This is a genomic window from Pyxidicoccus sp. M6 (genome assembly GCF_055568925.1).
Genome location: NZ_CM145714.1, coordinates 10,570,540 through 10,583,648 on the forward strand (window position 1 = coordinate 10,570,540; position 13,109 = coordinate 10,583,648).

Genomic DNA, 13,109 nt, shown 5'->3' on the forward strand with positions numbered 1-13,109 from the left:
AGCGCCGGCCCCGGAGGAGCCGCACAGGCTACGCGCTCTGCCGCACACCCGCGCGCCGCTGCAGCGCACCGCGCACGGAGCTCGCCAGGGACCGCAGGCTGGTGGCGCGCGCCTCGGTGAAGAGCGCCTCCGCCGTCTCGAGCTCCACCACCGCGGCCTCCGTCACCCGCTCACGCTCCGCGAGCGCCAGGTGCACGAGCCCCATCTGGAGCACGTTGCCCGTCAGCTCCGCCAGCGCCAGCGCACGCCGCAGGTGCGCGGTGCCCTCTTCCCCGGGCCGCAATGCCGCCACCGCGCGGCGGGCGATGATTTCATCCCACGGGTTGGCGAGCACCGGGTCCAGCGCCCGCGCCAGCGCGGCCTCCGCCGCCTCCAACGCGGCCAGGAGATTCCCCTGCTCCCGCTCGAAGCGCGACTGGTACACCCGCAGCAGCGTCTCCATGCGCAGCCCGCCCTCGCGCGTGGCCTCCAGCGCCCGGGGCAACGACTTGCGCGCCGCCGCCGCGTCCTCGAAGAGTACGTCGCGGCAGGCCTGGTACACCTGCACGTGGCACTGCAGCCACCTGTCTCCAGGCAGCACGCCCGCGAGCGTCTCCGCGCGCGTCACCACCGCGGCCACGTGCTCGTGCTCACCGCGCTCCAGGTAGTAGGGCGGCGTGAAGATGGCCAGGTTGCGCTCCATCAGCCGGGGGTTGCCCAGCCGCCGCACCAGGTCCGTCTTCTCCGTGAAGGCCGGCACGAAGGCCGTGGCGTTGCCCGTGAAGGCCGCGCGCGTCACCACCGCGAACAGGTGGAACGCCCGCACGTCCGTGAACCCGTGCGCCTCCGCCACCGCGTACCCGTCGCGCGTGGCCTGCGCGTCCAGCGGCTCGCCGCGCAGCGCCAGGTTCATGTTCATCATGTAGCCGCCCATGCCGAGCGCCCACGCCAGGCGCCGGGGGAGCCGGCCCATCGCCTCGCGCAGCCCGCGCAGGCGCGCCAACTGCTCGTACTGCGTCTCCAGCACGCCCGCGAAGCGGCCCGTGTACGCGCACAGCACCGCCTGCGACAGCAGCACGCCGGCGCGGTACGGCGACACCTCCGGCTGCTCGGCCTGCACGCGCTCCAGCAGCACCGACAGCTCCGCCGTGCGCCCGACGATGGCCAGCGCCATGGCCTGGAGAATCCGCAGCTCCGCCTGCTTCCAGAAGACGTCCGCGGGCGACGCGTACGCATCCGCCTCGCGCTCGCGCAGCACCTCGCGCAGCCGCGCGGGGCGCTCGGACTCCGGCGCGGCGCACGCCGCCTCCAGCGCCTCCCACGCCTGCTGCTGGCCCTCCTTCAAGTCCACCGTGGCCGCCCAGTGCGCGAAGAGCTTCTCCACGAAGGCCAGCGAGGTGGGCGGGTCGCTCGAGTAGCCCACCTCCACCATCGTCACCCAGATGCGCAGGAGCAGCCTGTCGCGCCCCGGGAAGTCCGGCGCGGCCTCCAGCAGCGCCGACGCCTCCTTCAACAGCAGCGTGGCCTCCAGCAGCGCCTGCGCTTCAATCGCCGCCCGGCCCGCGTCCAGCAGCGGGCCGATGGCCAGCTCCGGCTCCGACGAGCGCAGGTAGTGCCAACCCACCGTGCGGGATAAGTCCGGCCGCTGCGTGTGCAGCGTCTGCAGCGCCAGCGCCACCTGCCCGTGCGCCACGCGCCGCTCGGACTCCGGCGTGCTGTCGTAGACGGACTGGTGCACGGTGTCGTGCGTGAAGACGTAGCGCCCCTCCGCCTCCTGGAGGAACTGCCGCTCGACGATGCCGTCCAGCACCGCGAACAGCTCCACCTCGGGCAGGTCCGCGAGCGCGCGCACCATGGGCAAATCCAGGCTGCGTCCCGCGGGCGCCAGCCTGCGCAGGAGCGCCACCTGCTCCGGCGGCGAGGTGGCCAGGCGCGCGAGCACCGCGTCCTGGATGCTCGCCGGCAAGGGGCGCGTGTCCAGCCCCTCCGCCGCGGTCCACCGCCCGCCCACGCGCTTGAGCGCGTCCGCCTCCACCAGCGCGCGCAGGCACTCGGTGGCGAAGAAGGCATTGCCGCCCGTAGTGGCGTGCAGCCGCGTGACGAACTCGCGCGGCACCGACAACCCCGGCAGCACCAGCTCCACCAGCGTGCGCACGTGCTCGGCCGTCAAGGGCTCCAGGTCCATGCGCGTGGTGAGCTTCTCGTCCACCGTCTGGAAGGCGAGGCTCAGCCGGCTCAGCTCACCCGAGCGGAACGTGCCCACCACCATGCCGCGCGTGCCGTGCAGCGTGCGGATGAGCACGTTGAGCACCTCCAGCGTGGCGCTGTCCGCCCAGTGGAGGTCCTCGAAGCACAGCACCAGCGTCATCTGGCGCCCCAGCGCCTGCACCCACTCCGCGAGCGCGCCGAAGAAGGCCAGCTTCTCCTCGCCCACGGCCTGCACCGAGCCGCCCTCCGGCCCCAACAGCCCCGGCAGCAGCCGCCCCAGCTTCGGGGACAGCCGCTCCATCATCTCCACCGGCGTGTGCGGCACGAGGCTGCGCAGCGCCTGTGCAATCGGCGCCAGCGGCGCCTGGGCCTCCGCCCGGCACTGCCCGCGTCCGAAGGGCAGCTCGGCCAGCTTCGCCTGCAGCTCGAACTCCTGGAGCAGCCGCGTCTTGCCCACGCCCGCGGGCGCGCCGATGAGCACCGCGTGCGACTGGCCCCAGTCCGCCTCGGCCAGCCCGTTCATCAGCGCTTCCAGCTCCGCGCCGCGCCCCACCACCTCCGGCACGTGCAGGTAGCTGGCGCGCGCCGACAGCGGCTCCTCCGGCAGCGGCTCGCCGCTGGCCTGGCACAGCGCCTCCAGGAGCTCGCTCGCGTCCTGGAAGCGATCTCGCGGGTCCTTGGCCAGCAGCTGGAGGATGATTTCCTCCAACGCGGGCTCCACGGGCCCCAGCGTGGAGGGCCGCGGCGGCGGGCGCGTCAGGTGGTCGGCGAGCAGCGCGGCCGGCGTGGCGCGCTTGAAGGGCAGCTGGCGCGTGACGAGGTAGTAGGCCATCACCCCCAGCGAGTAGAGGTCCGCGCGCCCGTCGATGCTCGCGCCGCGCTGCCACTCCGGAGCCAGGTACTCCAGCGTGCCCTTGAGCCGGCCGGGGCTCGGCGTGCCGAGCTGGTGCATCACCCCGAAGTCCATCAGCTTCACGGCGCCGGAGCGGGTGATGCGCACGTTGCTGGCCTTGATGTCGCAGTGCACGTACAGCCGCGAGTGCAGGAAGGCCAGCACCTGCGCCATCTGGATGAGCACCCGGTACAGCGTGCGCGTGTCCAGCGGCGCGTCGCGCACCAGCGTGCTCAAGTCCTTCCCGTCCACCACCTCCATGGTGATGAAGCGGTTGCCGGCCTCCGTCATGCCCCAGTCGAAGACCTTGAGCGTGCCGGGGTGCTGGAGCTTCTTCATCGCGAAGAACTCGTGCCGGAACATCAGCACCAGCTCCTCCGTCTTCCCGGCCGTCAGCCCCGCGGGGACCTGCATCTCCTTGAGCGCCACGCGGCGCTTCTCGTGCAGGTCCGACGCGAGCCAGATGCGGCCCATGCCGCCCTCACCGAGCAGCCCCTCCACCTGGTAGCGCCCCGTCACCACCATGCCCACGTCCAGCGAGCGGCGCTCTCCGGAGGCTCCCGGCAGGGTGATGGGCGTGCGGATGCGGTCCCCCCACGAGCTTGGAGGACGGCTGCGCTCGTCCAGGACGGTTGTCTTCTCCTCGTCGCTCACAGAGGTGCGGTGGGACCCGGGGTTTGGCGGAATCCAGAGGTCGATGGAATATCACGTTTCCACGGTACGAGCACGTTCCGTGGGGCTGGTGCGGGTAACAGCGGACCTCCATTCATCGTGCACAGGCAAGTAACAACCGGCGCGCGCCCCGGCCGCGCGGCTGCCGGACAGCCCTGCCTGAAGGGGCCTCGCGGTGGGTGCGCATCCTCCCGGCAGGTGCGCCGCCGCGAAGGGGCGCACCCACGGACGGAGGCGAAGCATGCGCGCGGGCTCGAGGTGGTGGCTGGCATGCGTGGGAGCGCTGGCGGTGGCGACGGTGGCGTCGTGCGATGGAGGCGCCCCGGTGGAGGACGGCACGCCTCCGGACGTGGACGACGTGTCGGCGGCCACGGTGACGCTGGGACTGGGGCACTGCGCGGGCGTGGTGGTGGAGGACGGGCGCCATGCCCTCACGGCGGCGCACTGCGTCCAACCGCTGGAGGCGCGGGTGGACCTGTCCTTCTTCAACGGACAGCGGCTCGGTGGCACCTACGTCCACGTGGACCGGGGACGGGACGTGGCGGTCATCCGGTTGGATGCCCGGGCGCCGGTGCGCGGGCTCGAGGTGGCGGACGCGCTGCCCACGCCGGGCGAGCCGCTCATCTTCCCCGGGCGGAACGACAGGCCCGGCGATGCGCAGGAGGCCGTGCTGGAGCGGCTCGGGCGCTGCCCCTCGCTGCCGGAGGTGCCAGCCGCCCTCTTCACCACGATGAGGGGCCGGCCGGGAGACTCGGGCGCGCCGCTGGTGGACTCGCACATGCGCGTGGTGGGGCTCGTCCATGGGGGCGCGGCGTGCCGCATCGCCACGCCCACGGCAGGGTTGGGCGCGGTGGTGGAGGAACTCTCCCGGGGCGGCCCGACACTGGCGCACCAGGGCACGGCAGCGCCCCGCTAGCCCACCACCCGGACGGACGGACGGGCGACGCTTGCCCGGCGCGCCGCCGCTTCTGAACTTGAGTCGGGCACGAGGCACGCACGGAGGCGCACCATGGCGGGCAACAAGGGCAAGGGCCCGAAGGACGAACGTCCCCGGGACATTGGCGACGACCAGCAGGCGGGCTTCCACGCTGGGGAGAACTTTCAACCGCGCAACCGGGGGCAGCTCGAGGACGCGCAGGACAGGGGCGCGGCCGAGACGGCCCGGGAGCTGAACCGCAAGCAGCGCGACGCCAGCCCTGGCCCCATCGCCGACACGGACTGGGAGGCCCGGGTGGAACGCGGCGAGGAGTGGGACACGGAGCAGGTACCGGAGCGCGAGGCGCGCGGCGACGAGGAACCCGACTCCGAGGTGTCCCGCCGGGGGCTCGTGAATCCCCCACCCGAGGAGTAGTCCGACCCATTTCGGGATGGACCCGCGCGGGGCGGCGGGCACCGGGGCACGCATGCCCCGACTGGGGGCGATGCGGACCCCTTGCTCGCCGTGCGCGGTGCGGTGATGCTGGAGCCGTTGATGACCACCTCGGGAGTCGGTGTGCCTTGAAGCCAAGGGTCCTCATCGTCGAGAACTCGTGGACCATGCGAGAGACGCTGCGTCTCCTGCTGTCCGGCGAGTTCGACTGCACCACGGCCCCCGACGGCGAGGCAGGCCTCGCCCAGGCGCTCGCCCAGCCTCCAGACGTGCTGTTGTCCGACGTGAACATGGACGGCATGGACGGCTACGAGCTGTGTCGCCGCTTCCGCGCCGAGCCCACGTTGAAGGACATCCCCGTCATCTTCGTCAGCGGCTACCAGCCTCGCGAGGCGGGTGGCGCCTCGAGCCAGCCGCAGCCGGACGTGTACCTCGTCAAGCCGGTGAAGCCGCAGGTCCTCATCACCGAGATTCACGCCCTGCTGCGGAGCGACACGGACGCCCGCCGCGCCGCTCTGGGCCACAAGCTCTGACGCGCGCCTGCTTCAGCTCCCTCGATAGGTGGAGTAGCCGAAGGGGCTCAGGAGCAGCGGCACGTGGTAGTGCTCGTCCGGCGAGGCCAGCTCGAACAACACCGTGACGGACGGATAGAAGCCCTTCACGCCGAGCGCCCGGAAATACGCCCCCGTATCGAAGGTCATCCGGTAGATGCCCGGCTCCACGCGGGAGCCCTGCGGCAGGAAGTCGCGCACGCGGCCGTCGTCGTTGGTGACTCCGCGCGCCAGCTCCTTCCAGGTGCCGCCCGAGGCCTGCACTTCGAGAGTGATGGGAACCCCGGAGGCCGGCCGGCCCCGGTTCGTGTCGAGAACGTGCGTGGAAAGAGTGCTCATGACGCCAGCAGCTTCTCCAATCGGATGCGGGTGATTTTCGCCTGCTCCTCGGCGGCGATGCGCAGCTCCTCGTCCGGTGGGTTGTCCAGGCGCGCGCGCAGCAACTCCAGCATCTCCGCCGCGCCCTTCCCGGTGGCGCACACCAGGAAGATGAAGCCGAAGCGCTTCTCGTACTCGACGTTGCCGTCTGCCAGGCCCTTCAGCACCGCCTCGTCCGCGCCCTGCACCCCGCCCTGCTCCTGCGAGGACCACGACGCGGTGGAGGCGAACTTCGCGCGGAGCTGCGACTCGCCGATGCGTGGGTGGTGCGTGAAGGCCTCGCGCCAGTCTTCCGGCCCCGTCTGCTTCCAGAGCCACGAGGCCTCCGAGAACAGGTGCTCCGCGTCGCTGAAGGGACGCGCCCGCACCATGGCGTCCGCCCAGCGAGAGGAGCCGCAGCAGCGCATCAGCTCCGCGCGAGCCTCCGAGGGCAGCAGCTTGTTGAACCTCTCCAGCGCCGCGCTCATGCCGGCCGCCCGTGGACCCTCAGCCGGCTGACGCCGCCGTCGGGGAAGATCTTCAGCCGCACATGGGTGAAGGGCCCCTGCGCGCGCAGCTCGGACTCGAAGAAGTGCCGGTGGTCCGCCTGCAGCTTCGTGCGCGGCAGCAACTCCGTCCAGGTGATGTCGTGCGCGTTGGCGAAGTCCACCACCGGCTCGCGCAGGTAGCAGCCCTCCAGCGACGCGGACTCGGGGAAGTTGCCCTTGTAGTGCGCGGTGTCCACCTCCACCTTCTGCACGTTGCCCGGCACGGCGAGCTTCACCACAATCCAGTCGAAGCCCGGCAGCACGCGCTTGCGCCGCGTCTCCCAGCCCTCACCCATGTTGGCCGCGCGGCCCGGAAGAATCAGGTTGTCCTTGCCGCCGAAGAAGGCGTCGTTGCACGCCACCACCGTGCCGCCATTCTCCGCCGCCGCCAGGTCCACCGAGCCATGCGCGCGGACCCGCTTCTCGAAGTCCGGCCGCACCTCGCCATGCACGCGGAAGCGCGCCACGCCGCCATCCGGGTAGATGTTGAGGCGCAGGTGAGTCCACCGCTGCTCGCTGGCAATCGGGAACAGGTTGCGCGAGCCGCCCTGCAACCGGAGCTGCGGGAGGATGCGCGTCCACTTCGCGTCCACCAGCGACTCGGCCGAAGGCGAGCCCTCCACCTCGAGCGCATCCACGGACGCGTACTCGGGGAAGTTGCCGAGGAAGTGGTTGGTGTCGATGTCCACGCCGCGAATCACGCCCGGCAGGCCGAGCTGGAGGATGCACCAGTCATGGCCCGGCACGCGCTTGCGGCGCGACTCCCAGCCATCCATCCACTTGCCCTGCTCCGTGTACTTGCCGGGGATGAAGACGCCCCGGCCGGGCTTCAGGAGGTTCTCCTTGCCCGCGAAGAACTCATCGCTGGCCAGCAGGGCCTTGCCGCCCACGTGCTCGGCGGCGAGGTCGATGAGCTCGGTGAAGCCAACGCGCAGCTTTCCCTCTTCGGGTGCTTGCATGATGTGTCTGTCTCCAGGTGTCCCAGGTGTTTCAGGCAGCGACGCGCGCCGCGACGGGGCGGCGCACCCAGCGTCCAATCGGGCGCGGCAACGGCTGACCGCGCTCGTGAATCTTCGTTCCGCGCAGGAACGTCATCTCCACCACGCCATTCAACGTCCGCCCCGCGTAGGGCGTAATCGGGTGACGGTGTAGCAGGCGCGAGGGCTCCACGGTGAAGGAAGCCTCCGGGTCGAAGACGATGAGGTCCGCGTCCGCCCCGGGCACGAGCGAGCCCTTCACCCCGGCCAGCCCCACCAGCTTCGCGGGCGACTCGCACATCCAGCGCGCCAGCGACTCCAGCCCCAGGCCGCGACGACGCGCCTCCGTCCACACCGCCGGCAGGCTGAGCTGGAGCGAAGCGATGCCGCCCCACGCCGCGCCGAAGTCACCCTTGTCCAGGTGCTTCAGCGCCGGAGTGCAGGGCGAGTGGTCCGACACCACCAACTCGATGTCCCCCTGCGCGAGCCCCGTCCACAGCCGCTCGCGGTTCTCCGCCTCGCGGATGGGCGGCGCGCACTTGAAGTGGGTGGCGCCGTCTTCGATTTCCTCCGCGGTGAAGGAGAGGTAGTGCGGGCACGTCTCCACGGACACGGGCAGCCCCTCGCTGCGCGCGTCGCGAAGAATGGGCAGCGCCTCCGCCGACGACAGATGGACGATGTGCACACGGGTGCCGTGCTTGCGCGCCAGCTCCACCATCATCCGGATGGCGTCGTTCTCCCAGCGCTTGGGCCGCGACTCCAGGTAGCCCCGGTACGTACGCGGGTCCGCCTCCGCCGCGCGGCGCCGCACCGGAGACTCCAGCTCCGCGTGGACGATGAGCGGCACGCCCCGCCGTGTCAGCACCGGCATCGCCACGTCCAGCACCGCTCGGTCCGCGTGCGGGAACTCATCCACGCCGGACGGGCACAGGAAGCACTTGAAGCCGGAGATGCCCGCGTCGATGAGCGCCTCCAGCTGGTCCGCGTTGCCCGGAATGACGCCGCCCCAGAAGGCATGGTCCACCTGGCAGCGGCCCTCGGCGGTACGCGCCTTGAGCATCAGCGCGTCCAGCGTGGTGGTGGGCGGCAGCGAGTTGAGCGGCATGTCCACCACGGTGGTGATGCCACCAGCGGCCGCGGCGCGCGTGGCCGTCTCGAAGCCCTCCCACTCGGTGCGGCCGGGCTCGTTGATGTGCGCGTGGCAGTCCACCACGCCGGGCATCACCACCTTGTCGCCCACGTCCGTCACCGGCAGGCCCGCCGGAATCTCGGAGGGGCCCACCACCGCGGCCACCTTCCCGTCCTTCACCACCACCGCCGCCTCGCGCATGCCGCCGGGCGCCAGCACCCGCCGGCTGCGCAGCACGAACTGCTCTCCACTCATGGCTCGAATTCCTTCTCGTCGTAGCGTTCCAGGGACTCGAAGAACGCGTCCCGGTCATCCAGGTAGAGCTGCCGAGTCACCCCGCCCACCAACCGGGGCAGGCCGTACTTCATCCCCGAGATGCTGGCCCCGCCGAACCCCAGCGACAGCAGGCAGCCGAAGGTGAAGTTGAAGATGGAGGACAGGTACGGCGCGCGGCCCGGCTGCTTCTCCTGCAACTCGAAGTGCTCGCCCAGGTACGGGTGGCGCAGCAGGTCCGCGTGCTCCTGCCCCTTCGGCGGCGTGAAGCGGTCCTTCCACAGCGCGATGTCCTCGCACAGCGCCGCCAATTCCGGCCGCAGCGACAGGTCCGTCACCGTGCCGCTGCCGACGATGAGCTTGTCGAAGGTGAACTCTCCATGCGGCGTGCGGACGCGGGCCCTGCCGCCCACCTCCTCCGCGGAGAGCCACGGGCTTTCGCCGTGCAGGTGGAACCGGGGGAAGTGGCGCGCGCGCTTGAAGGTGTCCGCGGGCGGGAGCTGTCCCATCTCGATGATGCGGTGGATGAAGCGCCACCTGTCCGCGTCCGGCAGGTCCGCGTGGTGCTTGAGGAAGCCCACGAACTCCGCCCAGCGGTAGGGATTCACGTTGGGCAGCGTCTTGCGGCGGTAGAAGAGGCGCACCTCGGCGGCGCCGTGCTCCAGCGCCACCGCCGCGTTGTCGAAGGCGGACGCGCCCGCGCCCAGCACGCCCACGCTCTTCCCACGCAGTGCGTCGAAGTCGATGTCGTCGCGCGTGTGGGCGTAGAGCTCACGCGGCAGGCCGGCCACCACGGACGGCACCTCCCACCGGCCCGAGCCGTCGATGCCGGTGGCCAGCACCACCTTGCGCGCATACAGCACACCCGCCTCGCCCTCTCGGGTGTGCGTCAGGGGAGCGACGAAGCACTCCTCCTCCGCGCTCCACCTCAGCGCGCCCACCCGCGTGCGGCAGCGCACGGGAATCTCCAGCGTGCGGCGGTACCAGTTGAGGTAGTCCGCCCACATCTCCTTGGGAATGCGCTCCACGGACTCCCACGACGAGTCGCCGTGCTGCGCCTCGTACCAGGACTGGAAGCAGAGGTTGGGCAGGTTGTGGTCCGGCCCGGTGAGGTGCTTGGGCGTGCGCAGCGTGTGCATGCGCGCGAAGGTCTTCCACGGTCCCGCGAGGTCCGGCTCGCCGTCATCCACTACGAGCAGGTTCGTGACGCGCTCGCGCATCAGGCCAAAAGCAGCGGTGAGCCCGCTCTGCCCGCCGCCGATGATGAGCACGTCCAGCACCGGCTGCCCGGCCCTGGTGCAGCGCGGCAGAACCCACGGGCGCTTCGGGTACTCCAACCGCTCCAGGTCCTTCCGAATCGCGTCTTCCAGGGCGGTCAGCCCGGGGGCCGAGGGGAGCTCGGGACTGCGGGGCAGGATGCGCATGCCCCACATCGTAGCCGTGCATAGAGTCCATCAGCCAATGTCACCCGGAGGACAGGGAGCCTCTGGAAAATCCAGGGGTTTAGGACATACCGCGCCTGCTTACCCGCTGCCCCGGCGGGGTGGGTTCGTTATGCTCCCCCGCCCTTCGTCTCCGTCCCGAGGTCAACCCGCGTGATCAACGCCACCACCCGCGTCCCGGCTCCGAAGAACGAGCCCGTCCTTTCCTACGCGCCCGGCACGCCCGAGCGCCGCGAGCTGCAGGCCACGCTCAAGCGGATGAGCGCCGAGCAGATCGAGATTCCCGTCATCATCGGCGGCAAGCACGTGCGCACCGGCAAGACGGACACCGTGCGCATGCCGCACAAGCACCAGCACGTGCTCGCCACGCTGCACGAGGCCGACGCCGGCACCGTGGAGCAGGCCATCCAGAACTCCCTCTCCGTGAAGGAGGACTGGGCGCGCATGCCGTTCCAGTCGCGCGCCGCCATCTTCCTGCGCGCCGCGGAGCTGCTGGCCACGCGCTACCGCCCCATCATCAACGCCGCCACCATGCTGGGTCAGTCCAAGACGGCCCACCAGGCGGAGATCGACGCCACGTGCGAGGCGGTGGACTTCCTCCGCTACAACGTCCACTTCGCCGAGCAGATTCTGGCCATGCAGCCGGAGAACGCGCCGCAGACGTGGAACATGACGGACTACCGCCCGCTGGACGGGTTCGTCTTCTCCGTCGCGCCGTTCAACTTCACGTCCATCGCCATGAACCTCGCGGTGGCACCGGCGCTGATGGGCAACGTGGTGCTCTTCAAGCCGTCCAACACCGCCGCGTACAGCGCCTGGTACATCATGGAGCTGCTGCGCGAGGCGGGCCTGCCCGACGGCGTCATCAACATGCTGCCGGGTGACGGCCCGACGGTGGGCAACCCCGTGCTGGCGAGCCCCCACCTGGGCGGCATCCACTTCACCGGCTCCACGCCCACGTTCAACCTGATGTGGAAGACGGTGGGCGAGAACATCTCCCGCTACAAGCAGTACCCGCGCCTCGTGGGTGAGACGGGCGGCAAGGACTTCATCGTCGCGCACGCGTCGGCGGCGGATGACGTGGAGGCGCTCGCGGTGGCCATCGTCCGCGGTGGCTTCGAGTACCAGGGCCAGAAGTGCTCCGCGCCCAGCCGCATCTTCGTGCCCGAGTCCATGTGGCCGAAGCTGAAGCCCCGCCTCCAGGCGCTCATCAGCGAGATTCGCATGGGCGACGTGACGGACTTCCGCAACTTCATGGGCGCCGTCATCGACGAGAAGTCCTTCAAGAAGACGTCGGGCTACATCGACCTGGCGAAGAGCGACAACGGCGCCACCGTCGTCGCGGGCGGCGAGGTGGACCGGAAGGAGGGCTGGTTCATCAAGCCCACGCTCGTGCAGCTCCAGGACCCGAAGCACCGCATCATGCGCGAGGAGATCTTCGCGCCTGTCGTCGGCCTGCACGTGTACCCGGATTCGAAGTACGTGGAGACGCTGCGCGAGGTGGACGCGGCGGCCTCGTACGCGCTCACCGGCGCGGTGTTCGCGCGGGACCGGAAGGCCATCGACACGGCGCTGAGCGAGCTGCGCCACGCGGCGGGCAACTTCTACATCAACGACAAGCCCACGGGCGCGGTGGTGGGCCAGCAGCCCTTCGGCGGCTCGCGTGCGTCCGGCACCAACGACAAGGCGGGCTCGGCGCTCAACCTGCTGCGCTGGACGAGCCCTCGCACCATCAAGGAGAACTTCGTGCCGCCGACGAAGGTGTCGTACCCCTTCATGGACAGCGACCCGCACGAGGGCGCCATCTGAGGAGCGTATGAGCGGTCCGTTCCCCGGCATCGCCGGCCTGGACACGTACGCGCTGGTGGACGGCGGGTGCCGCGTGGAGGTGATTCCCTCCCGCGGCGCCCTCGTCACGCGGATGACGGTGGATGGCGACGAGGTGCTGTACCTCGACGAGGCCACCGTCGCCGACCCGGCGAAGAACGTGCGCGGCGGCATTCCTGTTCTCTTTCCCATCGCCGGGCCGCTGCCCGGGGACGCGTACCCCGCGGACCGGAAGATGTACTCGCTGCCTCAGCACGGCTTCGCGCGAAAGCTGCCGTGGAAGGTGCGGCAGGCGGAGGACTCGCTGCTGGTGGTGGCGCTCTCCTCCTCCGACGAGACGCTGAAGCAGTTCCCATGGGAGTTCGACGCGCAGCTCACCTTCTCCCTGGTGGGGACGCGGCTGACGTTGGACTTCGACGTGGAGAACCGGGACAGGCGGCCGATGCCGCTGCACCTGGGCTACCACCCATACTTCCGGGTGCCGGAGGCATTGAAGGCGCGAGCGACGGTGGAGACGGATGCCACGCACGCCTGGGACAACCGCCTCAAGCGCGAGGTGCCCTTCACGGGCTTGGACCTCACGCAGCAGGAGGTGGACCTGCACCTGAGGGACCACTCCGGTCCTGGGACGAAGTTGGAGCGTGGGCCGGGGAACCGGCCGGTGCACCTGTCGTGGAGCCCGGAGTTCCGCCTGCTCGTGGTGTGGACGCTGAAGGGCAAGGACTTCGTCTGCGTGGAGCCCTGGACGGCGGCGGCGGGTGCGCTCGCTACAGGTGAAGGCCTGCTGCACGTGCAACCCGGTGAGCGGGCGTCGCTCGCGTTCGACATCGAGGCGTAAGCACGCGGCTGCTCCCCGGTGCGTGGACCGGGGGGCACGACGGGCGC

The 13,109-nt window shown here is 70.7% G+C and carries 11 protein-coding genes; 5 read left to right on the forward strand and 6 right to left on the reverse strand.

From position 1 onward, the window contains the following. Positions 1-28: 28 nt before the first annotated feature. Positions 29-3,604 (reverse strand): serine/threonine-protein kinase, encoded by a 3,576-nt coding sequence (locus ACVTJA_RS41295; RefSeq protein ID WP_465840646.1) that lies wholly within the window; start codon positions 3,602-3,604, stop codon positions 29-31. 388 nt (positions 3,605-3,992) lie between these two features. Between ACVTJA_RS41295 and ACVTJA_RS41300 the strand changes: the two genes are divergently transcribed. The 3 genes from ACVTJA_RS41300 to ACVTJA_RS41310 all read left to right on the forward strand — a co-directional run bounded on the left by ACVTJA_RS41300 (position 3,993) and on the right by ACVTJA_RS41310 (position 5,653). Next, positions 3,993-4,667 carry a S1 family peptidase gene (locus ACVTJA_RS41300; protein ID WP_465828845.1) on the forward strand — a complete coding sequence of 225 codons (675 nt, stop codon included), beginning with the start codon at positions 3,993-3,995 and terminating at the stop codon, positions 4,665-4,667. Between the two features lie 93 nt (positions 4,668-4,760). Further along, positions 4,761-5,102 carry a hypothetical protein gene (locus ACVTJA_RS41305; RefSeq protein ID WP_465828846.1) on the forward strand — a complete coding sequence of 114 codons (342 nt, stop codon included), beginning with the start codon at positions 4,761-4,763 and terminating at the stop codon, positions 5,100-5,102. Positions 5,103-5,248: 146 nt separating this feature from the next. Next, positions 5,249-5,653: a response regulator gene (locus ACVTJA_RS41310; RefSeq protein ID WP_465828848.1), complete on the forward strand. Its 405-nt coding sequence runs from the start codon at positions 5,249-5,251 to the stop codon at positions 5,651-5,653. 12 nt (positions 5,654-5,665) lie between these two features. On the opposite strand, the gene uraH is transcribed toward ACVTJA_RS41310, so the two are convergent. From uraH to ACVTJA_RS41335, 5 genes are read right to left on the reverse strand one after another with little or no spacing between them, the layout of a single operon-like run. Continuing rightward, positions 5,666-6,010 (reverse strand): hydroxyisourate hydrolase, encoded by a 345-nt coding sequence (gene uraH, locus ACVTJA_RS41315; protein WP_465828850.1) that lies wholly within the window; start codon positions 6,008-6,010, stop codon positions 5,666-5,668. Continuing rightward, complete coding sequence (uraD, locus tag ACVTJA_RS41320; RefSeq protein ID WP_465828852.1) at positions 6,007-6,516, reverse strand: 2-oxo-4-hydroxy-4-carboxy-5-ureidoimidazoline decarboxylase; 510 nt, start codon at positions 6,514-6,516, stop codon at positions 6,007-6,009. Before uraD ends, uraH begins: the two co-directional genes overlap by 4 nt. Next, positions 6,513-7,535, reverse strand: a complete 1,023-nt coding sequence (gene alc, locus ACVTJA_RS41325; protein WP_465828853.1) for an allantoicase — start codon at positions 7,533-7,535, stop codon at positions 6,513-6,515. The genes uraD and alc overlap by 4 nt, the downstream gene beginning before the upstream one ends. 31 nt (positions 7,536-7,566) lie before the next feature. Beyond that, positions 7,567-8,937: an allantoinase AllB gene (gene allB, locus ACVTJA_RS41330; protein WP_465828855.1), complete on the reverse strand. Its 1,371-nt coding sequence runs from the start codon at positions 8,935-8,937 to the stop codon at positions 7,567-7,569. After that, positions 8,934-10,379: an FAD/NAD(P)-binding protein gene (locus ACVTJA_RS41335; RefSeq protein ID WP_465828857.1), complete on the reverse strand. Its 1,446-nt coding sequence runs from the start codon at positions 10,377-10,379 to the stop codon at positions 8,934-8,936. The genes allB and ACVTJA_RS41335 overlap by 4 nt, the downstream gene beginning before the upstream one ends. 171 nt (positions 10,380-10,550) lie before the next feature. On the opposite strand from ACVTJA_RS41335, the gene pruA reads away from it, so the two are divergent. Both pruA and ACVTJA_RS41345 read left to right on the forward strand, forming a co-directional pair. Beyond that, positions 10,551-12,206 carry an L-glutamate gamma-semialdehyde dehydrogenase gene (gene pruA, locus ACVTJA_RS41340; protein ID WP_465828859.1) on the forward strand — a complete coding sequence of 552 codons (1,656 nt, stop codon included), beginning with the start codon at positions 10,551-10,553 and terminating at the stop codon, positions 12,204-12,206. A gap of 7 nt (positions 12,207-12,213) precedes the next feature. After that, the gene (locus tag ACVTJA_RS41345; protein WP_465828861.1) at positions 12,214-13,062 is read left to right on the forward strand and encodes an aldose epimerase family protein; all 849 of its coding nucleotides are present in this window, start codon (positions 12,214-12,216) and stop codon (positions 13,060-13,062) included. Positions 13,063-13,109 lie beyond the last annotated feature (47 nt).

Excerpts from the sequence above, each read along its gene's own strand:
- ACVTJA_RS41295 (WP_465840646.1), bottom strand. The coding sequence starts at position 3,604 with ATGGTGGTGACGGGGCGCTACCAGGTGGAGGGGCTGCTCGGTGAGGGC.
- ACVTJA_RS41300 (WP_465828845.1), top strand. The coding sequence starts at position 3,993 with ATGCGCGCGGGCTCGAGGTGGTGGCTGGCATGCGTGGGAGCGCTGGCG.
- ACVTJA_RS41305 (WP_465828846.1), top strand. The coding sequence starts at position 4,761 with ATGGCGGGCAACAAGGGCAAGGGCCCGAAGGACGAACGTCCCCGGGAC.
- uraH (WP_465828850.1), bottom strand. The coding sequence starts at position 6,010 with ATGAGCACTCTTTCCACGCACGTTCTCGACACGAACCGGGGCCGGCCG.
- uraD (WP_465828852.1), bottom strand. The coding sequence starts at position 6,516 with ATGAGCGCGGCGCTGGAGAGGTTCAACAAGCTGCTGCCCTCGGAGGCT.
- alc (WP_465828853.1), bottom strand. The coding sequence starts at position 7,535 with ATGCAAGCACCCGAAGAGGGAAAGCTGCGCGTTGGCTTCACCGAGCTC.
- allB (WP_465828855.1), bottom strand. The coding sequence starts at position 8,937 with ATGAGTGGAGAGCAGTTCGTGCTGCGCAGCCGGCGGGTGCTGGCGCCC.
- ACVTJA_RS41335 (WP_465828857.1), bottom strand. The coding sequence starts at position 10,379 with ATGCGCATCCTGCCCCGCAGTCCCGAGCTCCCCTCGGCCCCCGGGCTG.
- ACVTJA_RS41345 (WP_465828861.1), top strand. The coding sequence starts at position 12,214 with ATGAGCGGTCCGTTCCCCGGCATCGCCGGCCTGGACACGTACGCGCTG.